The sequence below is a fragment of the Saccharopolyspora sp. NPDC045941 genome (assembly GCF_056431445.1).
Map to the genome: position 1 here is coordinate 1 of NZ_JBWKKU010000101.1, position 26,152 is coordinate 26,152.

A 26,152-nucleotide genomic window follows, 5' to 3' on the forward strand; every position below is an offset into this window, starting at 1 on the left:
CGACTCCCCGAACACCACGAAGCCATCGTCCGCTGGGCCATGATCCACACCACCAGCAAACGCCTCACCCGCGTTTAGGAACAGGCTCTAAGACACAGTCGGTCACTCGCCTGTAACCGTGGCGCTTGTCCAAGGCCAGCGTTCACCACACCCGATGGGCAGGTGTACCGATGGCCAACAACCTGATGATCTCCAGCTCGCCCGGTCGAAGGTCATCGAAGGCCAGACCCACATCTCCGCGTGATCAGTGCCAAGTGTCAGCGCACACCGAAACCACCCACGCGGGTGAACAGCGGCGCCTCCCACAACGCGACCCCATTTCAAACCCGCGAAACCGATCCTCCCAAAATCCTCCCAAAAATCGCCGAAATTCGAGACGGCACACTTCGGGACAATCACCCAAGATCCACAACGGTACACGAAAAAGCCCGCTGACCTGCACTTACGTGCCAGTCAGCGGGCTTCCGCCAACGGCGGGCTGACAGGATCTGAACCTGCGACCCCTTGACCCCCAGAGTAGTCCACAAAAGACATTCACCAGCGAAAACCGAGAAACCGCAGCACAAACCGGTGCAGCCCACTTCCGCTCAGTGCAGTACAACGCGGTTCAACCCCCTACAACCCTCCCATTGCCCTCCCGCTCCACCCATCCAGACACCCACGCCGGGCAAACTGGTGGCACCGTTCCGGCGGCGCAGCAACCTGTCCCCACCCCGCACTGACCCACCTTTGGCGCACACTTGACCAGCCAAAACAGCCAATCTGAGCACTACCGTGTCAAGGTAGACATCAACAACGCCTCTCCCTCGAATACGTCGCTATACCACTACGGCGGCGCAGGGTGACCTGGCGGTTGCTTCTGGGCGTATGAAAGGGCCTCCGCAGCTGCGGAGGCCCTTACCGGAACGCCAGCTCGAGTTTGACGAGCGTCTTTCGCACTTCTGATCTCCGCCTGCTCCAGAACTTCCGGCGGGGCTCAGGACTACGAACGTCCTTGAGTTGGACCATGCCTTCCTTCGGGGCTGTCGCGATCGCCCCTTCGGTTCACCGACCCTCTCAATCGATTCACCGCACTTTTAGTACACGCCTGTTCAGGGCATAAGTCAAGTGAATCGATCCGTCCGAGCTGCGGAAACTTGGTGCAGACAGAGTCACGTAGGTCAACGAATACGCGGAGAGAACACAGGATCTGCCCAACGTTCCCCGTCGTTCCCTTCGTTCGGAAACCATTGGCCTGCCCCTGCGGAGGATCGGCAGATGGCCACTCCGCGGGCGACGGGCGACGGGTGGCACCGGTCCAGCAACGGGTTCACCAGGCAGTTCCCCAGCGGGTTCCGCCCATGGTCGCCACCCCCGCGAGAGTCCACCCCTCGCTGGTCAGCCGGTCCGCGACGGGATCCTGCGGTTTCCCCGAGTTCGTGCCACCCGCAACGGATCGCTCGACTGATCAGGCGGCGATCATCCGGCCATGCGCGTCGAGGTATTCGCTGATGTAGCTGCGGCTGTCGCAAGTCGGGCAGTCGGTCATGCTGTCGCCGCCGTCGCAGGAGGAGCAGTCGGTGTAGTGGCAGCTGCAGCTGCAGCCGCAGCCGTGGTCGAAGCCACTCGCGTTCGTCGAGGGAGCAGTCGCAGTCCGCCGTCGCGCAGCCGGGCCAGCCTTGAACCGGACCTGGACTTCCACACCTTCTGCGAGACCACCACCCTGCCGACCAGTTCGACGCCGCAACTGGAACGGGCCTGGGAAGCCTGGCAGGCCGAGCGGTACCGCCGGGGCGAAACGGAGCATCCGCCGGATCTCCGAGACAACCCGTTCCGTCCCCGCTGAGCACGCGCCGTTTTCGCAGCTCAGACGGCTCGATTCATTGACTTATGCCCTGAACAGGCGTGTACTAAAAGTGCGGTGAATCGATTGAGAGGGTCGGTGAACCGAAGGGGTGATCGCGATAGCCCCGAAGGAATGCATGGTCCAACTCAAGGACGGAGTTCAGAAGTGCGAAAGACGCTCGTCAAACTCGAGCTGGCGTTCCGATAAGGGCCTCCGCAGCTGCGGAGGCCCTTACATACGCCCAAAAGCGCCTCGCCTGCGTGGCGATCAGCGCCCGCGGCCGCCGTCCCACAACGCCCTGATCGGCCCGCTGACCATGCAGGTCGGCTCGCTGGTCGCCTAGAGGCCCTGCGCTACCTGACCGGCTTCGAGCCGCCGAGGGCGGCGGGTGCGAACGTCGTCCTGGACGTCAGGTCCGGCCTGATCTGGGAACCCTTCGCCGAATCCCCGACTGCCCGGTCTGTGCCCAAGCCCCGCAGAACAGCCGCTCTGGTCCACGCGATCAGGCGTAGGCTGAGGTCAACGAGGTTCTCGGCAACGTGAGCAGTCCCGCTTCCACAGTCCCGGGGGTCAGTACCGGTCGTCGAACGGCCGGGAAGGAGTTCCGCCATGGGACCGGACCAGCTGAACCCGGGCACCGCACAGGCCACCTCCGCAGGCGCCTGCGTCGCAGTCAAACAGGGAACCGGCACGCGAGGTTTCGTAGACGGCGCTTGGTGGCCGCGATCGGCGAACCCGACAACCGAGTTCACCGCGCTGCTCACCGCCCTCGCCGCCACCCGCGGTCCGATGACCCGGCTCGCCTACAACCTGGCCGCATGGGAGCCGGCCCCTCGGAAACTCCGCGTCGAGGGGCACCAGGTACGCCTCGAAGGCTTCCACACGCTCGATCAAGACACGGTCAGCCTGACCGACCCGAGCGGACACCGAATGGTCCTGCTGGTCATCCCCGCGGACACGACCGAACTTCGCGGTAACGCGGTGCTGACGAGGGCGTCCGAACCGGACAACGTCGCCACACCCCACGATCTGCTCGCCAATGCCCCGAATTCCGTTCCTGCGGTCGTCCCGCAGCCAACCGAGGCGTCGCCGGAAGACCGCTGGGAAACCGACGGCGGCCACCTGCTCTCCGTCCGATAGGCCGCCGCGGGTTGTCGCCTGCGGCTGCCGGTCAGCACGGAATTCTCAACAGCCGAGTCACGCCGGGTATCAGCGGAGAGTGCACTTGGCACTGCCACCGAAGGAGGTGTGTGCGATGCCGGTGCTGCAGTTCGACCCGTTCCGCGATATCAGCCGGTTGGCCAGCGAGGTGTTGACCGCGGCGCGCACGCCGCAGCCCATGCCGATGGATGCCTACCGTCGCGGCGAGGAGTACGTCGTCGAGTTCGACCTGCCTGGCATCGACCCCGAGTCGCTGGAGGTCACCGCTGAGCACAACACGCTGACCGTGCGCGCGCAGCGCAGCGCGACCGAGTCCAGCAGTTCGGAAGTGAGCTACCTGGTCACCGAGCGCCCCACCGGCAGGTTCGCCCGGCAACTCCAACTCGGCGCCGCGCTGGATGCCGACCGCGTCCAGGCGGAGTACCGCAACGGGGTGCTGACCCTGCGCATCCCAGTAGCCGAGCAGGCCAAACTCCGCCGCATCAACGTCGACCGAAGCGAGGAAGCCCGCATGATCTCCGGGCCCACCACGGATCCCGATTAGACAGTCGCCCTCTTCCAGCCCGCCGGTTCATGCAGCCCGGAGAGCTGGCGCGCTCCTACTCCGGTTCCTGGGTGGGTGGATTTTCGAGGAAGGCGCGGAGCTGGTCGGCCGGGAGCGGGCGGGAGAACAGCCAGCCTTGGTAGAAGTCGATTCCGAGGTCGCTGAGGACCAGGAACTGGCCGATGTTCTCGACGCCTTCGGCGACGCAGCTGCGTCCCATCGCGTGCCCCATGCCGGTCATGGCTTGGGCGATGGCGAGGTCGGCCGCGTCGGTTTCGACACCTGAGACGAACTGGCGGTCCAGCTTGATGATCTGCGTGGGAAGGTCTTTGAGGCGGGCTAGCGAGGAGTAGCCGGTGCCGAAGTCGTCCAGGGCGAAGCGCACTCCGCGTTCGGCGAGCTCGACCATCGCTTCGCGGGGGCGCGCGGGCAGGTCGATCAAGGACGTTTCCACGATTTCCAGGACCACGCGGTGCGAGTCGATGCCGCTTTCGGTGATGATCGCGGTGATCTCGTCGACGAATTCCGGGTCGTGGGGCAGCAGATCGACCAGGTTGACCGCGATGGCCACCGGGCGTCCATTCCGGACGGGCCAGCTGGCCGCCTCTTGCAAGGCGGTGCGCAGCACCCACCGGTCCAGTCTGCGTAGAAGGTTGCCTTGCTCGGCCACGCGCAGGATCACCTCCGGTGAGAGCAGGCCGCGGTCGGGATGCGGCCAGCGCACCAGCGCCTCGGCCATCACGACGGAACGATCACCGGCGAGGATCGGCTGGTAGTGCAGGACGAGGGAGTCGGTCTCCATCGCTGCGCGGAGTTGCTCTTCGAGGCCCAGTTGCTCCTCCACCGTGGCGATCATGGTGGGGGTGGCCAGCGACACCCGTCCGGGCCCCCGGCTCTTTGCGTGGAACATCGCCGCGTTGGCGTAGCGCAGCAGATCCGCGCCGACGGTGTCCCGGTCGAGCGTCGCGGCCCCGATCGAGGCCGATACGGCGACGGGGTGCCCGCGCACGGGCACGCTCGTGCGCAGCAGCTCCGCCACCGACATCGTGAAGGCTTCCAAACCCCCCACGGCGTCGACGTCCGAGCAGATGATCAGGTACTTGTCGCCGGAAAGCCGGGCCGGCGTGCATCCGGGCGGCAGCCCGTCCACGAGACGCCGCGCCAACGCTGTGAGCAGTTCGTCGCCGGCCTCGTGGCCCAGCGCGTCGTTGACGCGCTTGAAGTTGTCGATGTCGCAGAACAGCACGGCGACCTGTTCGGCGCCCCAGTGCAGCAAGCTGTCGAGCAGCTCGTTGAGGCCCGTGCGGTTGAGCAATCCGGTCAGATCGTCGTGGGTGGCCTGGTAGCGCAACGTCTCGGTCTGGCGCAGCCGCTCGGTGATGTCCTGGAACACCACCAGCCAGAACCGGCTTCCGTCGTCTGCCACCGATGCCGCGCTGTGCACGTCGCAGTGCACAGCCTGGCCATCCGAACGCACCAGCACCCGCTGGTGCACCCGTGACCGGTTCAACGGTGCATCTATTGCCGCGGCGTCCACGAGGAGGCTGGCGCCCCGGTCGTCCGGGTGCAGCAGGCCCGCGGCGGGCATGTTGTTCAGGTCGTGCAGCCGGTAGCCCAACAGGCCGCACAGCGCCTCGTTGGCATCCAGCACGCGCTCGGACGCATCGAACAGGGCGATACCGACCGGGGTCAGGTCGAACAGGTCGGTGAACCGCCGGCTCGACCGCTGCTGCCGGGCACCGGCTTCGGTCTCATCACGGGTGACCTGGATGAAACCTCGCACGCCGCCCTCCGCCGACCGCTGCGCGACAATCACCACGTGGGCCCAGAAGCGGGTGCCGTCCTGGCGCAGGAGCCAGCCTTCGTCCACATGGCTGCCGAGCTCAGCGGCCTGAGCCAGCTGCCATTCCGCGTGGTCGGCAAGGCCCGGTTCCGCCGGGGAGAAGACCGAGAAGTGCTTCCCGATGATCTCCTCGCTGAGATAGCCCATGATGCGTTCAGCCCCGTCATCCCAGCCATCCACCCGACCGGCCGCATCGAGCGCGAAGATCGCGTACTCCTGCAAGCCCGCGGCCAGCAGACCGAGGCGCGCCTCAGCCTTCGACTGCAGCCGCGCAATCCCGCCGTGGCCACCCCGGGTCACGAACTCGGTTTCACGTTCCTCGACCATCGGGCCTCGATGTGTTCGATCCTCGCTCTGATTTTCGCACCGACGCAGCTGGACTACCCCTTGCCGTCGAACAGCACCCCGGGTCGGCTCATCGAGCTCAGGCCTGGAGGTCGACGACGACCTTCAACTCTTCGGGGCCCGTCTCAAAGGCTTTGGTCCAGTCGCCCAGCGGGATCCGGCGGCTGATCAGGGACCCCAGCCAGTTCCGGTCCGCTCCGGCCAGTGCCTGCACGGCCTGGTTGTAGTGGCGCAGGTTGGCATTCACGCTTCCCAGAACGACGTCGTTGTCCAGCTTCAGTTCGTCGTCGATCGCCGCCGCTGGGAGGGGCACGGTGCGGTGGTGGCCCGTGTTGCCGGTCAGCACGGTGATGGCGTTGCGCGCGGTGTGCCGCAGCACCTCGAACACGACCTTCCCGGATCCGGTCGCCTCGATCACAACGTCCGGTTCGCAGCCCAGATCGTCCAACGAGGTGTGGTAGGTGGCACCCAGCGCGCGCACCAGATCCGGTTTGGGCCCCTCGGTGGCGTGATCGAAAACGTGCATGTCCAGCCCGCGCTGCGTGCCAAGCAGAGCACCGAGCAGTCCGATCGGTCCTGCGCTGGTCACCAACGCGTGACGGGGAGCGAAATAGGCTCGTCTGCCGATCACGTCGGCCTGCTCCCACGCCTTGGCCACCACCGATGCAGGCTCGATCAGCACCCCCAGATCACCAAGCCCCGGGGTGACCTTGATCGCGAACTGGGGCTCAACCGTCCACCGCTGAGCACCGAACCCATCCAGTCCCTTGATGCCGCGCTCGGTGTACTCGCCGTTGAGGCAGAAGTCCCACTGCCCCGCGGTGCACGCCTCGCACGGCAGCGGGTCCGGACGCCGGACGACGCCCACCACGTAGTCGCCCTCCTGGAAACCACTGATCGCGGGCGCGTGGACCACCTGACCGACGGATTCGTGGAAGAGAACCATGCGGTCCCGCCCCGGCGGCAAGAGGCCACGTGCGCATTCGGTGACATCACGATCAATGCCGCAGAACCCCACCAACAGGCCACGCACCAGCAGCTCCCCCGGCTGCGGAACGGGATCGGGCAGTTCGGTGACCGCCGACAACTCCGGACTGCCTGGAACCACAGTGGCGGCCTTCACCAGAAACCCCTCCCGCGTCGTCGGGTGCGCGCTGACGCACGAGCAGAACGTGGCTACGAGGTGTTGCGGCTGATGGACGGGTGCCGCAACGGCATGCCGACCGCGTGCAGGTGCCGCAGCACCTGGGCGTAGGAGCTGAGCAGTTCGCACTGGCTGTACGACACTCCGCGACTGGCGCAGAACCGGTGCACCAGATGCTGGGCATGTCGCAGGTTCGGCCGGGGCATGCTCGGGAAAAGGTGATGTTCGATCTGGTAGTTCAAACCGCCGAGCAGGAAGTCCACGAACCGGCTCCCGCGAACGTTGCGGGAGGTGAGCACCTGCTTGCGCAGGTAATCCAGCCTGTCGCCCGCGGACAGGGTCGGCATGCCCTTGTGGTTGGGCGCGAACGCGCACCCCATGTACACGCCCCACAGACCCTGGTGCACCGCGATGAACACCACCGCCTTCAGCGGCGACACCACCAGCAACACCACCACCAGATAACCCACCACGTGCGCGGCGAGCAGCACCGTTTCCACCCAGTGCGCTTTCACCTCCCGCCGCAGCACGGCCTGGAAGCTGCGGACGTGCAGGCCAATCCCCTCAACCGTCAGCAGCGGGAAGAACAGGAACGCCTGGTACTTCGCCATCCACCGGACGATGCCGCGCTTGGCGCGGGCCTGCTCGGTGGTGAACGCCAGAGCCAGGATCTCTATATCGGGATCAGCGTCCTCGTGGTTCGGATTGGCATGGTGGCGCCGGTGCTTGCCGACCCACCAGCCGTAGCTGATCCCGATGAGACACCCGTGAACATGCCCTACCAGGTCGTTCGCCCGGCGCGTGCGGAAGATCTGGCGGTGCCCGGCATCATGTCCGATGAAAGCGAGCTGGGCGAACGCTCCCGCGAACGCCATTGCTGTGAACACCTGCCACCACGAGTCGCCGAGCACGATGAACGCTGCGCCGGCAGCCGCGAGCAGCCCTCCGTTGACGGCCATCTTCGCCGCGTAGTAGGCGCGGCGATGATTCAGCAGGCCACGTTGCTTGATCAACCGGGCCAGCTCGGCGAAATCACTGCCTCGCCCTGTGCTCCCGTCACCGACCGGGCGCGCCTCCCTCCGGCAGTGTCCACCCGAAGTCCCGAAATCTCCCCGCGAGACGCGCTGCCGCGACGACCGCCTTCCACCACCAGTGGGCGGCGCATCAGAAGTCATTGATCGCCCTCCCCCTTACGACCGATCGACACCCGCCTACCTCCGAAACCCAGGGAAGAGCGCCCCTGCACTGGCCACGTCACCTAGCCCGTCACCGCACGGGTACCCATGCGCGCGGCCGTCACGCGAGTGCCGCCGTTGCTCGGCGAAGGGCAACCAGCAGCGTGCCGAACTACGCTCGGGGACAGCAGAGGACAGGAGCGTGCACTGAGGACCACGTCAGTGCGGATCGGATGAGGAGTGCGCGATGAAGCACCCCGAGGAGTACGCGAAGTCAGCCGAAGAGAGCCTGCAACAGGCGAAGGACCACTCCACCGAGGAGATCCGAGAGGCTCGTCTGACCGAGGCAGCGGTGTGGGCGCGACTGGCGCAAGCGGCCGCAACAGTCTACGCCGCCGACCAGCAGAGGGCCAGCGAGCGGGCCTGATCCAGCCCCGACAGGCCACAACGAGCACGACCGTCGACGCGGCCCCAGAGACCAGTCCGGAAACCCGTTCCGGTCGATCAACTACGCCAGTTCACAGTAGATGGTCGCGCACGTCGGCGGTCAAACGACCTCTCATTTCCCGATTACCGGTCGCACGACCTCGAATGCACAGAGCCCTACGGCGCCTTCCCTACCCACCAGGCCCTCGGCTGCGTCGTGACCTGCACGCTCCAGGACTGGGTTGGATGCTCACCCGAGCTGTGGAACGACCGGCACACCGTCTGCTCATGCGTATGTTCGACCGGACGAGAAACCAGTGCGCGACTGAAACGGCCGGCGGCTGATATCAATGCACACCTAGTCGATGTGGGGAAACAGCCAAGGCCCGAGTCGTGTCGAGTGGCTCGTACATCAGATGTCTCCGGGTAGCCGCCACTTGTTGACGAGGCCGTTTACGCCAGCCACGGTCTTGTTGCGTCTGTCACTATGAATGCATGGTCGCGCTGGTGTGGTTGATCGCAGGCGTGGTCCTGATCGGGGCCGAGGTCATCTCGGGTGAACTCGTGTTGCTGATGCTCGGCCTCGCGGCCATGGGGGCTGCCGGAGCTGCGGCGTTGGGAGTGCCGCTAGGTGTCGATGCCGCCGTGTTCGCCGTGCTGGGACTGGGATTGATCTTCGTCGCCCGGCCCGCGCTGAAACGACGGCTGAACCGCGGTCTCGAGCTGAAGACCAACGTGGAAGCGCTGATCGGCAAGAAGGCTGTCGTCGAATCGACCGTGGATGCCACGCGCGGTCGGGTGCGCATCAATGGCGACGTGTGGTCAGCCCGGGCGTTCGACGGGGCCCAGGTGCTGGAGACCGGCCAGACGGTGATGGTCATGGACATCTCCGGGGCCACCGCCGTCGTGTGGGCCGAACCGTGAGGAGGCTGACGTGGACCCGTTCGGACTGATCGTCCTCGCTGTCATCGTGCTGCTGGTCCTCGTGATCGCGGTGAAGACCGTGCTGGTGGTGCCGCAGGCAACGGCGTCGGTGATCGAACGGCTCGGCCGGTTCCGCAACGTGGCCGAGCCGGGCCTGAACTTCCTGGTGCCATTCCTGGACCGGGTACGCGCCCGCGTCGACCTGCGCGAGCAGGTCGTGTCCTTCCCGCCGCAGCCGGTGATCACCCAGGACAACCTGACGGTGTCCATCGACACCGTGGTGTACTTCCAGGTCACCGACGCACGCTCGGCCGTTTACGAGATCTCCAACTACATCATCGGTGTCGAACAGCTCACCACCACCACACTGCGCAACGTCGTCGGCGGCATGAGCCTGGAAGAAGCCCTGACCTCCCGCGACGCCATCAACACCCAGCTCCGCGGAGTGCTGGATCAAGAGACCGGGCGCTGGGGCATCCGCGTCGCCCGCGTGGAACTCAAAGCCATCGACCCGCCCCCGTCCATCAAGGACTCCATGGAGAAGCAGATGCGCGCCGACCGCGAGAAGCGCGCCACCATCCTCAACGCCGAAGGACAGCGGGAATCGTCGATCAAGACCGCCGAAGGCCAGAAACAAGCCGCGATCCTCGCAGCCGAAGGCCAGAAGAAGGCGGCCATCCTCGGCGCCGAAGCCGACCGCCAGTCCAGCATCCTGCGGGCGCAAGGCGATCGGGCCAGCCGCTACCTGCAGGCACAAGGCCAGGCCAAAGCCGTCGAAAAGGTCTTCGCCGCCGTCAAACGCGGCAAACCGACCCCGGAACTGCTCGCCTACCAGTACCTGCAGACGCTCCCGCAGATGGCGCAGGGAAACGCCAACAAGGTATGGGTCGTGCCCAGCGACTTCGACAAAGCCCTGGAAGGCTTCGCACGGATGCTCGGCGCCCCCGGCACAGACCGCGTCTTCCGCTACGAACCACCGAAGGAAGAGATCCCCACCACCGCACCCGAAGATGAAGAGGAATCGATCAAATCCTGGTTCGACACCTCCAGCACCCCAGAGATCGCGGAAGCCGTGCGGGCGGCCGAAGAGGTCGCACGTAAGGAAGTGCCCAGCCCGAGCAGCATCGGCGGCGGCCCGGTGCCCATTCAGCGTTCGAGCGTTCCGCAACGTGCACCGCAACCGTCGCCGAGTCCGCATCCAGGTTCAGCAGAATTGTCCGATGTGGAATCTTCTGAACGCGACCAACGCGACCAACGCGACTGAGATTTCCAGAGCGCGGCCGGACAAGAGCTCATCATCCGTCGGCCCCCACCAGCGAGATGGTGACCCCGCCGAGCCGATAGGTCGGCGTCCCAACGAGACACACCGGTATCGCGCCTCGATGTAGATCCGCAACACCGGGGACTCGGTGCCAGTCACATAGCGCACGCTTGCTCCCTCATGACGGCCGGAAAGCCCGGCCGTCCGGGAACGTCAGTCGTCTGCCTCGACAGAGTCGAGCCGGCTGGCCAGACTCCTCATCGACGCAGACGTAATGGCCTCGAACAGATCGGGTTGGAGATCTCCGCTACGAGTTCAGTCATCTCCTCTGGAGCGAACTCGATGTCGTCTCGTCCTTCAACTGCGTTGGCCCAGTCCTCAAGCTCTTGCGCGGACAGGTTTCCGGTGAGGAATTTGTCGATCTCGGCGCGGAGCTCGGTGGGGCCCAGGGTGATGAGTTCCTCGTCGCAGTCCCAGGGGACTTGCGCATTTCGGTAATCGCGAGGGTCACCTGCCCTTGCCGATAACCTCATCCGCACTGGTGAGACGCGGCGGGTACGGCGTAGGGGTAGGGGTAGGGGTAGGGGTAGGGGTAGGGGTAGGGGTAGGGGTAGGGGTAGGGGTAGGGGTAGGTCGACCGTAGTCGCTCGAGCAGACGCTTTCGCTGCCGTCGAGCGCCACGGCATGGTGATCAACTGTGCTGCTGTCACTGGCCTACCTGGGCGTGACGAATGCGTTCGCCATGCTGCGCCTGCTGCCGATAAGTGACCGCGACAAGGACATCGAGATCCTCGACTTGCGCCACCAGATCACGGTGCTGAAGCGACAACCCGGGAAGAATAGCGTGCGCTTCACCCCGGCTGATCGAGCGTTTATGGCTGCACTCCTGCACCGGCTGCCACAGAAACCTGCTGCGCAAGCTGCGACTGCTGGTACGCCCGGACACTGTTCATCTCCGCCCTCCGCACCTTCCTAGGCGTGACGCGTTCGGGATTCACACAAGGCTGGGCAGGGAAACTAAACAGACGCCTGACTCTTGGCGCAACAGAGCAACCGGCCTGATCGACCCGCAGCCGTCCGTACAAGTTGGACGCCCGATCGTGAATCCCAACCTGTACGCGATGGATAGCGGGCCGCCCTCACAGCCGGGCGTAGTGCTCGATGTCTTCTTCGAAGTCGGAAAGGGCCTGCCAGGTGAGAGTGGGGCGGGTGTCGGCGATGGCGGTGAGGTAGTCATCGGTGGTAGCAGGCTCGCCTTGGCGGTACTGCATTTCGCGTTCGAACGCTGCCTGACCACCCTTGCGAGCGGCCAGCTCGATATCCGCAGGGGTGAACATCTCGCTTGCCTCCACCAAACGGGATACATCGATGGCCTCGGCTGCAGTGCCGAGGTAACGGGACCAGATCGCGGAGCGCGCGTCCGGATCCGGTGGGCCGATCGGGAGGACGTAATCGAACCGGCCGGGGCGCAAAAACGCCGCGTCCAGGGAACGCACCGAGTTGGTGGCGCAGATCAGCAGCCGGTCGTCATGCTCGCGGAAGCTCGGGATCAGCTTGAGCAGTTCGTTGGTCACCCCGTGCCCGGGATCGACAGCCATCCCGGAACGAGTGCCGGCGATCTCCTCGACCTCATCGATAAACAGCAGCACCGCCTCCAGCTCGGCAAACTCCTCGCGCAACGATGCCGCAAGGCCACCAGGGGCATCGGTGGCATCGGTGGCCAGCCGGGACGGGAACAGCTCGACGAACGGCCAGCCCAACCGGGAGGCCACCGCCTTGGCGAAGCTGGTCTTGCCTGTGCCCGGCGGCCCGAACAGGATCGCCGCCTTGGGCGGGAGCACACCGTACCGCTCGGCCACTGCCGGTTGCGCCAGCGGCAGCACGATCCGCCTCTCGATGATCTGTTTCTCCCGCACCATCCCGGCCACCGCGTCCCACATGTCAGCCGGTAAAACCTGGCCACCGAGCTCGGTCAGCAGGACCGCATCGGCAGCGCCACGGGGCTCGACCTTCTCGTAGTAGGTAAAACCAGCGCGAGGCTGGTATCCCGAGTTGACCAGCGCCTTCGTCCCGGTGGCGTCGGCGGGCAACAGCGCGCCGACGCGTCGCACCCCTAGCCCCCGTAGCCGCCGCTCCAGCTCGGTGAGCAGCGCACTCCCAACGCCCCGATTGCGCCAGCGGGCAGCCAGTGCCACTAGCAGCACCCACGCCCGTTCGCCCTGAGCCTGCGCCACGGCCATGCCGACCAGCTCGTCGCCAACTACCGCCACTACTACGGGCTGGCCGGCTCGGGCCGCCGCCATCACCTCCGAAACCGAAAACACCGGAGACGGCTCGTCGGACTTCCGGCTCTGATCCCACACCCGGATCGCCTGATCCAGGTCCTCATCATGAAACTCCCGCAACCGCCACATCCTCATCGCTACCCCTCTCACCACCATCCCCTCCGGCACGCCTCGCCCTCGCCGCGATTACATCCCCATTCTCTCGGCACTACCTGTCGCCTAATAGGCGCCCGACATCCCGACGATGAGCTCTCCCGAGGCCCGCTGCGGATGACATCCACCGCGTAATCCCCAAGCTGGCGCAACACTTCTTGGTTGGGCCCACGATCAAGGGGAAGCCGCATTGCTTGGTCAACGGGCCGGGTCCTCGTCCGTTTCAGTAGGTGCGGGCGCGGCGGGCGGTCCCCAGCCGCAGCAGCAGATCGGAGTCGAGGTGCTCGAGTTCGAGGGCTTGACGCATCCGCGGGACGGCTTCAGCGTCGATGCGGTGCCGCACCTCGCGAATGTCGGCTCGGTCCTCGGTGGTTACTGCCAAGTGCAGCACCGGGTGGGCGCGGGTGCCGGCCAGGCGGGCACGGGCCCGATGTACCCCAGGGTAGGTCTCGATCTCCTCGACCAGCGGTACGGCAGCGGTATCGGCGTCAAGGCGGGTTCCACCTCGGCGGGGGTTCTGGCTCAGCTGCCAGGTGCCGTTTTTCGCGCGGCGCAGGGTCTGGGCCAGCAGCCAGCGCAGACACAACAGCCCCACGATCACCGCCACGACGGCGACCACCCACGGCACCCACCCCGCCAGCGGCGGCACGGTGGACACAACCGGAGCCTCAGGAGCCAGCAGAGGAATCGCCCCGAACGCGCTGGCCAAGATGCACACGCCGCCGACCAGCAGCACAACACCGGTGAGCACCAGCAGGGTGCGGTTGAGGAGAGCAGGCGGGTTGGGACTGGCCATCAGCTGCCCCTTTTCGCGGAGGCTTTGATGCGCAGCACGGGCCGGCGTGCCGGATTGATGTCGTCGAGCCGGTCGGCCAGCAGGCCGCGGACCTGCTCGGGGATGCCGCCTGTGTCGCCGAAGAGGGTGCGCACGGTGACGGTGATGCGACGTCGGCCGACCTTGAGCCGGGCCGCGCTGACTCCGTCGGCCGCGGCGGCGGTGGACGTGAGGTCCTGGCGCAGGCTTCGGCGGGAGACCCCGGTGTCGGTGTGTTCACGTCCAGTGCCTGGGTCGTCGGCCAGAGGCAGGACGGTGGGCGTTCCAGGCCGAAGCGCGGTGGCGAGCAGGATCAGCCCCAGCAGGATGGCGATGACGCCGGCGGTGATGATGACGGGGTCGTTCCACGCGCGGCCCACCACGGGGGTGGTCAGAGCCTGCGGCGACACGATCGGGTCGTATCCGAGCAAGTGCTGGATGGCGGCGGTGGCGGCGAGCACCGACAGAGCCAGCAGCACCACCGCAACCACGGTGGCGGGCACGCTGCGGCGGGGTCGGCGAATCATCGGACCTCCCGACGAACGGCAGGCCGGTATAGCGCGGTGACGGTGATGTCCACAGTGCGCACCTGCAGGTCGGCCAACACTGCGATCCGGTCGATGAGGCGCTGGCGTACCTCTTCGGAGGACACGTGCCCGCGCCGATTCCTCGCGCCCCCGAACCGAATGACCCTCGAATGGGGGACGTGCGTTGAAGCGATACCGCGAACAGCTGGGGGCTCTCGCACACCTGGCCGCAGGGAGCATGACCGGGCGCCTAGTCGGAGAGGGCGATGTCGCTGTGTGCTGCGAACACGTCGTCGATGGCGATAGTGATGGCCACGGGTTCCAGCCCCGTCACCGCGCGCACCTGTTCATCGACCGCAATACGGATGCGCTCCGCAAGTTCGTACAGATCCGTGCCGTAAGTTGCGGCCACAGTGAGCACGATCGCCGTGCTCTGGCCAGCCGTGCCGACTCGCACCGCGTTCTCCTGGCCTACCGAGCCGCTACCGGGCAAGCGCAGGCGGCTCAAGGCGACCCGCACTCCCGGGACGTCTTGAGCCGCCTCCCGGGCGGTGACCACCACGACCCGGGCCGCGATCCGGGTCTGCCCGTCGTCATCAGCCAGCACTCCGTAGGTTGGGTTGTGGACCGTCCCGCGGAGTCGTCTCAGGGCGGCCTGCAGTGGCGATTCCGGCGGCTGCACCGCCGCATCCGCGACCTCGCGGACCGGGGCCCACAGCCGGTCATACTCCGCCAGCGCGGCTTGGCAATGCGGGCATCCTGCCTGATGGGTGTTGCGGCGGGCCGCATGTCCGTCCGCGACCTGTGCAAGCACCTCATCCACAGCCACTCCACACGGCAACCGTTCGCCGAAACGGTACCGGGAACCGTGACCAGTCGTCATGTCCAGCCCTCCATACGATCCAGCACGACGCGGCGCGCTCGCGACAGCCGACTCCGCACCGCCGCCTCGGAAATGCCCAGAACCACCGCAGCCTCCCGATAACTCAATCCTTCCAATTGACACAACACCAGCACGCTTCGCTGCTGAGGTACGAGATCGTCGATCGCGGCATACACAGCGCGAACGCGCTCGCGGGCCATCGCGACATCCTCCGCGCCGGATGCAACCGGCGTCAGGCGCTCGGCATCCAATGAGAAAACTCCCGGATTCCGGGATCGCCGGTGATTCAAGCACCGGTTCACGACGATGCGGTAAAGCCATGTCGTGAACGCACTGGTCCCAGCAAAGCCCGCTAACGCCGTCCACAGCTGGATGAAAACCTCCTGCACGACGTCCTCGGCATCCTGATGGTTGCCCAGCATGCGCAGCGCGATCCGGTAGATCCGGCCTTGATGACGACGCAGAAGTACCTCGAACGCCTCGAGATCACCGCCGCGCGCCTTGCCGACCAGCCACAGGTCCGCTTCCTCGTCCCGGGACGGCGCCGCCGCCACAGACCACCCCGAGCCGGGAGGACGCCACGCCCGACTACGTCGCCCCAGGTCCTCGCTCACCACCGCACGGCCACCGACTCCATGACGCACCAGAAATTCGCTTCACCCCTGCCGACGCCCATCTCCCTGGGCCCCGCAAGCTGCCCAACTCACGCCATACCCATACAGCTGCTCCGCTAACGAATCTCTCGAAATGATCCACAACCGGGGGCCACCCGAGGCACTTCAGATTCCCGTCTCGGCGAGCGCGCATCTCTGCCCTTGCCGACGTCCAGCTGCAGCATGCGGCCGCCGACCAGTCATCTTCCCGGACACCGTGCGTCTGCGAGCACAGGAGCTTTACGTCCCAGTTTCCGGGCCTCCTGCCGGCTTCGAGGCATCGGCTTCCACCCGCTCCCAAGAGAACACCGACGGACAGAACCAGGTCGAGTGCACGATCTGCCGGTGGCGTAATGCCTGACCGATGGCAAGCGACTCATCTGGAGAAGTCTGACGCGTCACGCGCGACGACACCGCGATCGAGCGCATGACTGGCCTGGAAGTCTGGAGGTAAACATCGCCGTCAACGACATCCATGTGCCGGGCGAAGAAGAACAGCAGCCGAGTACGGCGCGCGTCGAGTGACCACAGGCTGATCAGGAGGTGGAGACGATGCCGTGATGGCAATGGTGACAAGACTCGCCGCCGCCAACGGCACAGTGAAAATCGGCGGGATCGCGGATCAGCGCATGGGCCCACATGTCTTGGGCGCCCTGTTGGTGTTCGCGCCGTGAGTCGTGGGCTACAGCGAGAAGTTGTGGCCGGCGTGGCCATCGTGGATCGCCGGTGCCGTGGCGATCATTCTCGGCGCTGCGGAACTGCCGTCGGCGACCATGACGTACCACGGAATCGCCGGGCAACACTAACTTCGGTTCGCCAGCACACCGTCGATCCTCACCGGATCAAGACACAGTGGACATTTACGGGGAGTTCGTATGCGGGAGGCCTTTCACGGGGAGCTTGCGCAGCTGGGCACCGAGTTTGGCGGCATGTGCGAACTGGCCGCCGAGGCCATGCGCCAGGCCACCCAGGCGCTGCTGGACGTCGACCTGCAGCTGGCCGAGCACGTGGTGTCCGCGGATGACCGCATGAACCGGGCGCGTAACGTCTGCGACACCCACTCCCACCGACTGCTGGCATTGCAACAACCCGTCGCCACCGACCTGCGCACCGTGCTGGCAGCGGTGTGCTGCATCAAGCTCGAACGCATGGGTGACCTCGCCGCACACATCGCCGACACCGCCCGTCGCAACCACCCCCGACCGGTCGTACCACCCGTATGGAACGCGACTTCCGCACTCTCGGGGAGATCGATGCGAACATGGCCGGCCACCTCGCCAACCTGATCACCGGCAGCGGCCACGAGGGCGGCTTTACCGAGCTGGATCGCACCGACGACGCCGTCGACGCCCTACACGCCGAGCTGATGGCTGCCGTCACCAACGAAAGCTGGCCTCACGGCATCCCCACGGCCATCAACATCGCCCTGCTAGCCCGCTTCTACGAACGCTTCGCCGACCAAGGTGTACACGTCGCCCAACGCCTGGAGTTCATCACCACCGGCACCCTGCCCACCCGCAGCTAACTGCAGCCTTGACCGTGCCGCGAAACGGACAGAGATCACCGGTGGAGTCGCTGTTCTACTCAGCCGGTGGTGGCGAGTAGCGGTGGGGACAGCTGCTGGTCTGTGATCCCCGGCAGACCGTCTCGTTCGATCCGGTCGCAGAGGTCGGCGACAGCACGGATGAGGTGGTCCGCGGCCACGCCATGCGGGGGCTGCTCGGCATAGGGCTGGAGGTGCTCGCCTGCCCGGTGCAGCAGTGCCACCGCCCCTACGGGGTTGCCCCGCCGGACGTGAGTGAGGCCGACGGCGAGTTGAGCGAGACCCTTCCACAGCATGCGCTCGCCTGCGGGGCTGTTCTTCCAGGCGGCCTCGAGCACTTCGTGCGCGTGGAACGGTCGGCCCTCATCGAGCAGCCGCTGAGCCAGCTCCAGGCTCTCCTGCGGAGTGAGGACGAGCTCCTCATCGATGCGCTCAACCCCGGGGCTGCCGTACGGCAGCGGACGCCCGAGCCCGTCCCGGGGGCGGGCATTGCGGGCGCGGCCCTGCGGATCCCGGTCGCGGTGACGCACGACCGCATTGTGCCTCACCACCGGCCCTTGCCCCCGGAGGCGCGTTCGCACCAGGGTCTTCTACCTCTCATCCAGCACGAGCCTGGGTATGTTCTCCGGTTCCTTACGCCCAGGCAGGTAAGCATTGAGCAGCACAGGCACCCACGTCGCCACCGGCACACCGAGCTCGACGGAAACCTGCTCCAGCACCTCCGCCTGAACATGCGAAGGCCGGATCCGAATCTGCACCGGCCCCGCCCCCAGGTAGCGCACTTGCCCTGCCGGCTCCGCAAACGGCGACGCCGGACGCACCCGAGCGGTGCGCAGCAACTCGGCAAGATCTCCGCGGGGGTTCTCGAGGGCCGCGAACACCACCGACGTTGTGGTCCAGCCAGCGCGCTGTTCCCGGTAGCCGTCCAGACGCGTCTGCAAAGCGTCCGAGACGAATACCGTCCTAGGCTCGCCGCCGCCGATGGGAATGCTCATCCATCGGGTTCTACCAGAGGCTCGTACCCGCGTCATAGGCCTGCTGCAGGTCGGCACCAGCTCCATCCGAGGCGAATCGATGTTGATCGGCAGACGGCACCTGCTGGGTGCCGAGCGCTTGACCCACATCCTGGTGGTATTCACGTCTGGGTGCGAGAGCCAGACACGGGGATCACTGCGACGCTATCGACCGGTTCCTGCGCCTCGCCTGGACACGGCTCCCCGATCTTTCCTGATCCGAGGTACGGCGAGGCTGCATCGCAAGGTCGATGCGCGTCATGGCGCGTCTGGATCTGTTCCGCGCGCCTTTGACTGGGCTGGAACTCGTCACTCGGGACCACAGGTCACCGTTGAACAGATAGTGGTGATGACGCACTGCACATCGACGACGTCCCGCTAACATGCGATATCCGTTCGGCGCTGACGATCGAGGCAGCGTTGCGAGTGGGAGGCCGCCTAGTAGCTCCCTGCCGAAGGCATGCGAGACAGCCGATGCTTCGGCGAGATCGTCAGCGAAAAACCCGTTCCACGTGTGGGCGCTCCGCGTGGCAAGAACGCACTGTCCACTCTGGAATGGATCAGCAGGCACGAGAACCTGGCTATCGCCGGACCAAGCGGCACCGGCAAGAGCCAACTTCGTCGAGGCCCTTGCCCACGCGGCCATCGAAAACGACATCCGCGTCGCGTGGTTCACCTCGGAAACTCTTACCACCGCCGTCGGCAAAGCCAAAGTCGACGGCACAATCGCCCGCGCCATCAGCAAGATCTGCGGCTGCGACCTCATCGTTGTCGACGACATCGGGATGCTGCCCACCGGCCAGGACGCCGCCGAAGCGTTCTACCGGATCATCGACGCCGCCTACGAACACCGCTCCATCGCTGTCACCAGCAACATCCACCCCAGCGGCTTCGACTCGATCATGCCCAACCCTCGCCACCGCCACCGTCGGCAGACTCCTGCACCACGCCCACCTGGTCACCACCAAAGGCGGCTCCCACCGACTCGCCGACACTCGCCGGGCCGATAACAGCGTCAGCCGCACTATTCCTTGCTGACCCAAACAATCCGAACGCCGCAACCGGCACACTGCCCGGCGAACACCACTAGAGCACCTCGCGCAACGCACCTTCGGTACCCGCACCGAGCGGATACATGAGGCGGGCTAGGGCTAGGGCTAGGGCTAGGGCTAGGGCTAGGGCTAGGGCTAGGGCTAGGGCTAGGGCTAGGGCTAGGGCTAGGGCTAGGGCTAGGGCTAGGGCGATCACAGCATGACGTCGCCGAGTGGGACGCTGTGCCCTAGCTGGTTGGCGTCCGGCATGCCCGAGGATCGGTAGTTGTCAAGTCAACTTGAGACGGTTTGTGTTTAGCTGACTGGTTGTTGATCTTCGGCGGGTTGGTTGATCCAGGCCGCGGTGGGTAGTGCGGGTGGCCTGGGACGGCGGGTGAAGCGTTCGGGGTGTGCGGTGTATGCCTGGTTGAGGGTGGCCTGGCGTTGGGAGCGGATCTGCTCGGCGGTTCCGAAGTGGACGGAGGCGGGGGTGTGCAGTCCGATGCCGGAGTGGCGGTGTTCGTGGTTGTAGGCCAGGAAGAAACCGTCGCAGAACGCGCGGGCGTCTTCCAGGGAGCCGAACCTCTCGGGGAAGTCGGGTACGTATTTCATGGTCTTGAACTGGGCTTCGGAATAGGGGTTGTCGTTGGAGGTGCGGGGCCGGGAATGTGACCGCAGGACACCGAGATCGACCAGCAGCTCGGAGACGGGTTTGGACACCATCGCGCCGCCGCGGTCGGCGTGGACCGTGTGCGGCTCGATGCCGTTACCGGCGATGGCCTCGCCGAGGAAATCCTTGGCTACGACGGCGTCTTCGGCCGCGGCCACCAGCCAGCCGGTCACGTAGCGGGAGAAGATGTCGATGACGACGTAGCACTTGTACCAGACGCCTTTGGCCGGTCCTTTCAGTGCGGTGATGTCCCACGACCACACCTGGGAAGGTCCGTGCGCGGCCAGTTCCGGGCGTGTCCGGGGCGGGTGGATGGCTTGCCGGCGGCGTTCCCGGACCTGCCCGGCATCGCGGGCGATGCGGTACATCGTGGAGATCGAGCAGTGATAGCGCCCCTCGTCGAGTTCCCGCGCCCAGACCTGCGGGATCGCCAAGTCCTGGTAGCGAGGACTGGTCAGAAGCTCCAGCACCGCCGTGCGCTCGGCCTCGCTCAAGGTGCCCGGCGGCGGCGTGCGCGGCAGCCACGGCCCATGCACCGGGCCCTGCGGCCTGACCCGCCGGTAGTGGGTGGCGCGGGCATCCCGGTCAGCTCACACGAGCGCTTCACCGACATTCCCGCATCCCGGAGATCGGTGAACGCGGTGGTCATGATCTCCTCGGCGGCTCGTCGTTCTCCGCGCTCTCGGACAGTCCTTCCAAGAGCGCGTGCGCTTTTCCCATGATGTCCAGCGCCATCCGGGTCTTGCCCAGATCCGACTTCAGTTTCTCGTTCTCCCGGCGCAGTTTCTCCAACTCGAGCTGATCGGCGGTCTTCTTCGCCCGCTTCGGCGTCACCCCACCAGCCTCACCGGAGCGGGTAGTCAGGACGCCGGCGTCGCGGGCGCGTGTCCACTCGATGATGTGGGAGGAATACAAGCCCTCCCGGCGGAGGATCGCGCCTTTCTCACCGTTCGGGGCGTTCTCATACTCGGCAACGATCGCCAGCTTGTATTCCGGGCTGAACACCCGCCGCGATGGCCGGGCGGCAGGATCAGGCTGCTGAGCCGACTGGCCGGACCCGTCAGATGATGAAGTGGACACGTCTATCAGGATCTCCGATCCCGCCCTCGCTCCGGTACCCGGCACGCACACCAGGTGTCTCATCTCATCCTGACAAAGAGGGTTGTGGCCTTGTGGCGTAACGGCTTGCGAGCAAATCCTGCCGCACAGGAGCGTGTGTGCGGCCTGCCAGAAGGATTTCAAGGCCTCCAACATCGGGTGGGAGGAGTTCCTGGCCACCCACGTTCCCCGCCGCCAAACACGGCCATTCACGGATCACGGCCAGTGCCGCGTCGAACACGATTCCGTCCGATGCGTGAAGCCAGCGACGTCCAACACCTTGTGCAACAGGCACGATGGTGCCTGGCGCAGCTACCGCAGCAAGGGACAGTTGAGCCTGAGCCTGGCTGAGTGGGCTTCGCAGGTCGCTCGGCCGTACACCGACGCCGCGGTCTGCCTGATCACAGGTTGCGGAGTCGTGGGCTTCCACCACCGGTTGTGTCATGCGCACTATCAACGCTGGCGGGAAACCAGCCGCCGCGGAGAACACGCGTTCACCGCGGCTGAGTGGGCCGCGCGGCAGGCGCCCTACTTGGGGGCCGTTCGGTTCTCGCTGGTCCCGCTGCCCGAGCCGTTGCGATGGGAAGTGCTACTCGGTCTCCAACGCCGTGACCGAAGTGCCGAGACGATTTGCCCGATGACCGTGCGAACGATCGTCACCAAGCTGGCCGGAGAATGCACGTCCCTGCTGGAACCCGCGGTGGATGAAATCCTGCGCCAGCCAAGCAAGGAGTGGCCTCGGACCGTGATCCGTCAGCTGCGGTGGCTGGTCAGCAATGCGTTCGACGAGTTCAACGGCGTCAGCCCGTTGTCGAAGGACGTGCTGGACCTCCGTGCGATCGGGCTGAAGGCCTACCTCAGCGACCGGCAGATCGCCTCGGGCATCGCCGACCTGCGCAAGATTCCGCAGCAGTGGCTGCGCGACCTCCTGCGATCCTGGGTCGACGGCGAACGGCCCAACGGCGGCGAGTTTGCTCCGACCTTCCAAGCGGTCGTATTCGCTGGACAAGCCCTCAACCAGCGTCCCGGCGGCGGTCACGACGTCACCGCGCTGGAATACGCTGACATGAGCGCGGTCGCCGCAGTCTTTCGAAACCTCGCGCGCGAGAACGGCACTCCCTACAGCGTGGCCCAACGAAACCGGTTGTATCGGCGCTTCTGCGGGTTGCTCGACTTTGGCCGCAGCGCGGGGCCTGCTCACAACGCTGTCCGGGAACTTCGCTCGCCACCACCGCAGCCCCGCCCACAGGGTCGATGGCGTCGAGGCCAACGAAGAGGAGATCGGCAAAGCCCTACCCGGGTTCGTGATCCGCCAACTCGACGCCCATCTGGACTCCCTCGGCCAGGACCTGACCTACGGGCCGCTGCCACGTGACGACATCCAGGCGATGATGCGCACCGCCTACGTCGTGCTCCGGGACACCGGGCGTCGCCCCGGCGAGGTCGTGTCCTTGCACCGGGACTGTGTCGAGATCATCGACGGGTCACCGTCGCTGCTGTGGGACAACCACAAGAGCAGACGCCATCGCAGACGCCTGCCGATCACCCAGGAAACCACCGAGGTCCTGATGCAATGGCGTCAGCGCCGCGAACAGCTGGATGCGCCAGTGATCAGCCGTGACTACCTTTTCCCTGCCATCAACGAGAAATCAACCCATCCGCACATGAGACCGGACAGGCTGGCCGAGGCAATCCGCTTATGGGTGAGGTCCCTCGCGCGTCTGGATTCTGACGTCGTGGGCGCGGACGGTGAACCGCTGCCGTTCGATCGCTCGAAGGTCTTTCCCTACGCCTTCCGGCACTCCTACGCTCAGCGCCACGCCGACGTCGGGACCCCCGTTGACGTGCTCAAAGAGCTCATGGATCACGACACAGTCATGACGACCATGGGCTACTACCGGGTCTCCCACCAACGCAAGAAGCAGGCGGTCGCCACCCTCAGCGCGCACGTCGTCGATAGAGCCGGCAACCCCGCCGCGCCGAGCTCGGCCCTAGCCTACGAGCGCAACTCGGTGGCCGTGCCGTTCGGGGGCTGCACTGAGCCGTCCAACGTCAAGGCAGGCGGCGGTGCATGCCCGATCCGGTTCCAGTGCGCAGGCTGCGGTTTCTACCGGCCCGCCCCGTCCTACCTGCCCGCCATCGAGCAGCACATCAACGAGCTACGCGCGGAGCGAGAAACCGCGGAAGCCATGGACGCAGCCGAGTTCGTCATCCGCAACCTGGCCGACCAGATCACCTCCTACCAGGAGGTTGCGACCAAGATGCGCACCCGGCTGGAGCAGCTGCCCGACGACGAACGCGCCGAGATCGAATTCGCCAGCGCAGTCCTCCGCAAAGCTCGCGCAGGCGGCGCACACAAGCTCCTGCCGCTGACCGCCACCAACGGCGAAAGCAGCCAGACGTGAGCCCACGCCGCGGGCAGCCTGGCTTGCTGCGAGAAGCCCGCCGCAAGGACAGCGTCGCCAAACGTCAGCGCGTCCAGGCCACGGTCGAGCGGATGGAACGCGACCGGGAGCCGATCACCTTCGCCTCCGTCGCCCGCGAAGCGGGCGTGTCAACCTGGCTCGTCTACGCCGAGGGCGTCCGGGAGCACATCGACGCCGCCCGCCAGCGCCAGGCGGCCAACCCCGTCCGAGACCAGCAGGCGGGACTCACGCCCAGCGCGGCCAGCCTGCGCACCGACCTCGAACTGGCTCACGAAGAGGTCAAGAGGCTGCGGGCTGAGCGAGACGGACTCCACAAGGCCCTCAACCGCCAGCTTGGGCGTCAGCTCGACCAATTGACCCACCGGGAGATGGTCGCTCGCATCGACGAGCTCACCGCCGCTAACCAGCAGCTCTTGGATGCCAACGCCACGCTCAACGAACAGAACCACGAGCTCGGACATCGCGTCGCCGAACTCGAAGACGACCTCGCCGCTGCCCGCACCAGCCTGCGCCGCATGATCCAATCAGAGAACTGTTCGCCCTAGCCTGAGCCGATCACCGAACCTCCCCAAGAACGAACTGCGGGCCGCCGCCGCGGTAATCACAGCGATGCAGGGGCAATGGCGGCCCGACGACTACGAGGACGCCCACACCGCACGGGTCGAACGACTGCTCCAGGAAAAGGCCCAGGGCCGCGAACTGGAGCCAGCGGAAGCCCCGCGCCCACCCCCGTGAAGTCCCTCGAAGAGGCCCTACGGGACAGCCTCGCCTCGGCCAAAGCCCGACGCGGCACCGGCTAGGAGAGGTGCCGGAACCTCTGCGCAGTCACCGACACTGGCGCACGGCCGCGCCAACACCGCGTCGAACGGACGAGACCGATGCGCCCACACGGCACCCAGCGCCTCAGTCACGAGCGTTGAGCCATGCTCGGTCAGCAGAGCGTCGAGCTCCTTGGCGGCCTGGTCGTGATCAGTGACGGCCCGATCCAGCACTCGCCGCGTCTTTTCGAGCAGCTCTGGTGAAAGTCCCTCGTCCATCGCTGCTCCTCACCGCTCGGCGAACGCCAACACCCCATACCTGCAGGGGCCCGTTGCCGCCCGGGGGCGTCCCGGTAGCACACGCCGAAAAAACAACGCTTAGCTCTGTACGCCCTTGTCAGGCGCTCGGCTCTTGATGTTGGTGCCACCGTCTCCTACCGACAATTCCCGCGGTCGCCAAAGGCTCGCCGACGGCGCCGGTACGGCCCCGCGCCGTGGTCCTTCCTGTAGGACGACGGCCGGATGACAGTGGTCCAACGTCGCTGTCCGGACAACACTCGCGCTCCGCCCGGCGAACTCCGACGGCGATTTGGACGACGAGCTGCGGCCCTGCCACGCCGCGTGATTCCGATCTCCGCCTGCGCCGACGCGGGCCGGAGTCGGTGCGGCTCGATCGTGCCTCGTCCGGGCCGGTCAGCGGCGTCGGGCGGTGATCAGCCATGCCGAGGAGTCGAATAGCACGCCGCTCTCGGTCTGGTGCGCGTCCAGGGTCGCGCGCAGTGTGTCGAATGCGCTGGTTCGGCTGGCGGCGTCCAGGTCATCGGTCAGTCTGTGCACGATGCCCATCCCCCTGATCAGGGCGTACGCATCGGCGGCGTCGTTTCCGAGCTTGATGGCCTCGTCGACCGGTTCGATCTCGACGTCCACCAGCCCGGCCCCGGCCAGCAGGGCCCGGACCCGGCCCGCCTCGGCTAGCCCGAACGGGCCGGGCGCCCCGGGTGGAGGGATGGGGAGGGACCGGCCGGCGGCGAGGGCGTCGCGGATCGCCGACATCCACTCGTTGCGCGTGAGCTCACGCCAGGCGAGCAGGCCCATCCGACCGCCGGGGTGCAGGGACTCGGCGAGGTTGGTGAAGGCGCGGACGGGGTCGGCGAAGAACATCGAGCCAAAGCAGCTCAAGATCACGTCGACGCCGGTCGGTGCGCACGCGTGCACCTGGGCGTCTGCCTGCTCGAACCGGGCGTTGGTAATCCCCGCCGCGGCGGTCAGCTCACGCGCTCGCTCGATCATCCGGCCGGAGAGGTCCACGCCGAGCGCGGTGCCGGTGGGCACGTGTCGTGCCGCCTCTCGGGTCAGCGCGCCGGTGCCGCATCCGACGTCTAGCACGTCGTCGCCGGGGGAGAGCAACCCGGCCGACAGGAGGAGGCCTCGATGATGACGGGTGGTCTGCTCGAAGTGTTCGGCGTGCTCGGTCCAGTGGTCGCCCTCCGGGCCGTCCCACGCGGCGGCCTGCTCGGCGTTGGCGATGAGAGACATGGCAACCTCCTTTTCTCTCAACCTCAATCCACCGGTGGTGATGGGTAACGGTTCGGCGCTGAGAAGACGAGATGCCCTTCTGAGCTGGGATGATTGATCTTGCTGAAGGAATCA

Annotated in this window: 26 protein-coding genes and 1 pseudogene; 13 read left to right on the forward strand and 14 right to left on the reverse strand. The window is 66.2% G+C overall.

What is annotated here, in order from left to right:
- Nucleotides 1-2,434: 2,434 nt before the first annotated feature.
- Together AC07FN_RS42930 and AC07FN_RS42935 are read left to right on the forward strand one after the other, a co-directional pair.
- Nucleotides 2,435-2,965 (forward strand): DUF5994 family protein, encoded by a 531-nt coding sequence (locus tag AC07FN_RS42930; protein ID WP_478400861.1) that lies wholly within the window; start codon nucleotides 2,435-2,437, stop codon nucleotides 2,963-2,965.
- A gap of 115 nt (nucleotides 2,966-3,080) precedes the next feature.
- Complete coding sequence (locus AC07FN_RS42935; RefSeq protein ID WP_478400862.1) at nucleotides 3,081-3,530, forward strand: Hsp20/alpha crystallin family protein; 450 nt, start codon at nucleotides 3,081-3,083, stop codon at nucleotides 3,528-3,530.
- A 55-nt stretch (nucleotides 3,531-3,585) separates the two neighbouring features.
- On the opposite strand, the gene AC07FN_RS42940 is transcribed toward AC07FN_RS42935, so the two are convergent.
- The 3 genes from AC07FN_RS42940 to AC07FN_RS42950 all read right to left on the reverse strand — a co-directional run bounded on the left by AC07FN_RS42940 (nucleotide 3,586) and on the right by AC07FN_RS42950 (nucleotide 7,875).
- Nucleotides 3,586-5,700 carry a putative bifunctional diguanylate cyclase/phosphodiesterase gene (locus tag AC07FN_RS42940; protein WP_478400863.1) on the reverse strand — a complete coding sequence of 705 codons (2,115 nt, stop codon included), beginning with the start codon at nucleotides 5,698-5,700 and terminating at the stop codon, nucleotides 3,586-3,588.
- A gap of 97 nt (nucleotides 5,701-5,797) precedes the next feature.
- The gene (locus AC07FN_RS42945; protein ID WP_478400864.1) at nucleotides 5,798-6,805 is read right to left on the reverse strand and encodes a glucose 1-dehydrogenase; all 1,008 of its coding nucleotides are present in this window, start codon (nucleotides 6,803-6,805) and stop codon (nucleotides 5,798-5,800) included.
- A gap of 89 nt (nucleotides 6,806-6,894) precedes the next feature.
- A complete protein-coding gene (locus AC07FN_RS42950; protein ID WP_478400865.1) occupies nucleotides 6,895-7,875 on the reverse strand; it encodes a fatty acid desaturase family protein in 981 nt (326 codons plus the stop codon).
- Nucleotides 7,876-8,284: 409 nt separating this feature from the next.
- On the opposite strand from AC07FN_RS42950, the gene AC07FN_RS42955 reads away from it, so the two are divergent.
- The 4 genes from AC07FN_RS42955 (at nucleotide 8,285) to AC07FN_RS42970 (ending at nucleotide 11,624) form a co-directional block, all read left to right on the forward strand.
- A complete protein-coding gene (locus tag AC07FN_RS42955; protein ID WP_478400866.1) occupies nucleotides 8,285-8,464 on the forward strand; it encodes a hypothetical protein in 180 nt (59 codons plus the stop codon).
- Between the two features lie 494 nt (nucleotides 8,465-8,958).
- The gene (locus AC07FN_RS42960) at nucleotides 8,959-9,387 is read left to right on the forward strand and encodes an NfeD family protein (RefSeq protein ID WP_478400867.1); all 429 of its coding nucleotides are present in this window, start codon (nucleotides 8,959-8,961) and stop codon (nucleotides 9,385-9,387) included.
- A 10-nt stretch (nucleotides 9,388-9,397) separates the two neighbouring features.
- Nucleotides 9,398-10,651 carry an SPFH domain-containing protein gene (locus tag AC07FN_RS42965; protein WP_478400868.1) on the forward strand — a complete coding sequence of 418 codons (1,254 nt, stop codon included), beginning with the start codon at nucleotides 9,398-9,400 and terminating at the stop codon, nucleotides 10,649-10,651.
- Between the two features lie 694 nt (nucleotides 10,652-11,345).
- Entirely contained in the window at nucleotides 11,346-11,624 is a 279-nt protein-coding gene (locus tag AC07FN_RS42970) for a hypothetical protein (RefSeq protein ID WP_478400869.1), read from the forward strand.
- 163 nt (nucleotides 11,625-11,787) lie between these two features.
- Here AC07FN_RS42970 and AC07FN_RS42975 read toward each other — a convergent pair whose 3' ends face one another.
- From AC07FN_RS42975 to AC07FN_RS43000, 6 genes are all read right to left on the reverse strand, one after another.
- Nucleotides 11,788-13,062 (reverse strand): ATP-binding protein, encoded by a 1,275-nt coding sequence (locus tag AC07FN_RS42975; RefSeq protein WP_478400885.1) that lies wholly within the window; start codon nucleotides 13,060-13,062, stop codon nucleotides 11,788-11,790.
- Nucleotides 13,063-13,309: 247 nt separating this feature from the next.
- Nucleotides 13,310-13,882 carry an alkaline shock response membrane anchor protein AmaP gene (locus tag AC07FN_RS42980; protein ID WP_478400870.1) on the reverse strand — a complete coding sequence of 191 codons (573 nt, stop codon included), beginning with the start codon at nucleotides 13,880-13,882 and terminating at the stop codon, nucleotides 13,310-13,312.
- Nucleotides 13,882-14,403: a DUF6286 domain-containing protein gene (locus tag AC07FN_RS42985; protein ID WP_478400871.1), complete on the reverse strand. Its 522-nt coding sequence runs from the start codon at nucleotides 14,401-14,403 to the stop codon at nucleotides 13,882-13,884. The genes AC07FN_RS42980 and AC07FN_RS42985 overlap by 1 nt, the downstream gene beginning before the upstream one ends.
- 20 nt (nucleotides 14,404-14,423) lie before the next feature.
- Nucleotides 14,424-14,552 carry a hypothetical protein gene (locus AC07FN_RS42990; protein ID WP_478400872.1) on the reverse strand — a complete coding sequence of 43 codons (129 nt, stop codon included), beginning with the start codon at nucleotides 14,550-14,552 and terminating at the stop codon, nucleotides 14,424-14,426.
- A gap of 125 nt (nucleotides 14,553-14,677) precedes the next feature.
- Nucleotides 14,678-15,250 carry an Asp23/Gls24 family envelope stress response protein gene (locus tag AC07FN_RS42995; protein WP_478400873.1) on the reverse strand — a complete coding sequence of 191 codons (573 nt, stop codon included), beginning with the start codon at nucleotides 15,248-15,250 and terminating at the stop codon, nucleotides 14,678-14,680.
- Between the two features lie 56 nt (nucleotides 15,251-15,306).
- Nucleotides 15,307-15,864 carry an RNA polymerase sigma factor gene (locus AC07FN_RS43000; RefSeq protein WP_478400874.1) on the reverse strand — a complete coding sequence of 186 codons (558 nt, stop codon included), beginning with the start codon at nucleotides 15,862-15,864 and terminating at the stop codon, nucleotides 15,307-15,309.
- Between the two features lie 511 nt (nucleotides 15,865-16,375).
- Between AC07FN_RS43000 and AC07FN_RS43005 the strand changes: the two are divergent.
- The 3 genes and pseudogenes from AC07FN_RS43005 to AC07FN_RS43015 all read left to right on the forward strand — a co-directional run.
- Nucleotides 16,376-16,488: pseudogene (locus tag AC07FN_RS43005) on the forward strand (Asp23/Gls24 family envelope stress response protein); the annotation flags it as partial.
- 350 nt (nucleotides 16,489-16,838) lie between these two features.
- Nucleotides 16,839-17,249: a phosphate signaling complex PhoU family protein gene (locus AC07FN_RS43010; RefSeq protein WP_478400875.1), complete on the forward strand. Its 411-nt coding sequence runs from the start codon at nucleotides 16,839-16,841 to the stop codon at nucleotides 17,247-17,249.
- Nucleotides 17,225-17,488: a PhoU domain-containing protein gene (locus AC07FN_RS43015; RefSeq protein WP_478400876.1), complete on the forward strand. Its 264-nt coding sequence runs from the start codon at nucleotides 17,225-17,227 to the stop codon at nucleotides 17,486-17,488. The genes AC07FN_RS43010 and AC07FN_RS43015 overlap by 25 nt, the downstream gene beginning before the upstream one ends.
- A gap of 59 nt (nucleotides 17,489-17,547) precedes the next feature.
- Here the strand turns inward: AC07FN_RS43015 and AC07FN_RS43020 are convergent, their stop codons facing one another.
- Both AC07FN_RS43020 and AC07FN_RS43025 read right to left on the reverse strand, forming a co-directional pair.
- Nucleotides 17,548-18,036: a DUF309 domain-containing protein gene (locus AC07FN_RS43020; protein ID WP_363814942.1), complete on the reverse strand. Its 489-nt coding sequence runs from the start codon at nucleotides 18,034-18,036 to the stop codon at nucleotides 17,548-17,550.
- A 60-nt stretch (nucleotides 18,037-18,096) separates the two neighbouring features.
- Complete coding sequence (locus tag AC07FN_RS43025; RefSeq protein ID WP_478400877.1) at nucleotides 18,097-18,501, reverse strand: hypothetical protein; 405 nt, start codon at nucleotides 18,499-18,501, stop codon at nucleotides 18,097-18,099.
- A 545-nt stretch (nucleotides 18,502-19,046) separates the two neighbouring features.
- Here AC07FN_RS43025 and AC07FN_RS43030 point away from each other — a divergent pair.
- Nucleotides 19,047-19,529, forward strand: a complete 483-nt coding sequence (locus tag AC07FN_RS43030; protein WP_478400878.1) for an ATP-binding protein — start codon at nucleotides 19,047-19,049, stop codon at nucleotides 19,527-19,529.
- A gap of 336 nt (nucleotides 19,530-19,865) precedes the next feature.
- On the opposite strand, the gene AC07FN_RS43035 is transcribed toward AC07FN_RS43030, so the two are convergent.
- Together AC07FN_RS43035 and AC07FN_RS43040 are read right to left on the reverse strand one after the other, a co-directional pair.
- A complete protein-coding gene (locus AC07FN_RS43035) occupies nucleotides 19,866-20,756 on the reverse strand; it encodes a transposase (protein WP_478400879.1) in 891 nt (296 codons plus the stop codon).
- Between the two features lie 109 nt (nucleotides 20,757-20,865).
- Entirely contained in the window at nucleotides 20,866-21,225 is a 360-nt protein-coding gene (locus AC07FN_RS43040; protein ID WP_478400880.1) for a transposase, read from the reverse strand.
- A 349-nt stretch (nucleotides 21,226-21,574) separates the two neighbouring features.
- Between AC07FN_RS43040 and AC07FN_RS43045 the strand changes: the two genes are divergently transcribed.
- From AC07FN_RS43045 to AC07FN_RS43055, 3 genes are read left to right on the forward strand one after another with little or no spacing between them, the layout of a single operon-like run.
- A complete protein-coding gene (locus AC07FN_RS43045; RefSeq protein WP_478400881.1) occupies nucleotides 21,575-22,693 on the forward strand; it encodes a hypothetical protein in 1,119 nt (372 codons plus the stop codon).
- Nucleotides 22,623-23,723: a tyrosine-type recombinase/integrase gene (locus tag AC07FN_RS43050; RefSeq protein WP_478400882.1), complete on the forward strand. Its 1,101-nt coding sequence runs from the start codon at nucleotides 22,623-22,625 to the stop codon at nucleotides 23,721-23,723. The genes AC07FN_RS43045 and AC07FN_RS43050 overlap by 71 nt, the downstream gene beginning before the upstream one ends.
- A 23-nt stretch (nucleotides 23,724-23,746) precedes the next feature.
- Nucleotides 23,747-24,289 (forward strand): DUF6262 family protein, encoded by a 543-nt coding sequence (locus AC07FN_RS43055; protein ID WP_478400883.1) that lies wholly within the window; start codon nucleotides 23,747-23,749, stop codon nucleotides 24,287-24,289.
- Between the two features lie 906 nt (nucleotides 24,290-25,195).
- Here the strand turns inward: AC07FN_RS43055 and AC07FN_RS43060 are convergent.
- Nucleotides 25,196-26,038, reverse strand: a complete 843-nt coding sequence (locus AC07FN_RS43060) for a class I SAM-dependent methyltransferase (protein ID WP_478400884.1) — start codon at nucleotides 26,036-26,038, stop codon at nucleotides 25,196-25,198.
- Nucleotides 26,039-26,152 lie beyond the last annotated feature (114 nt).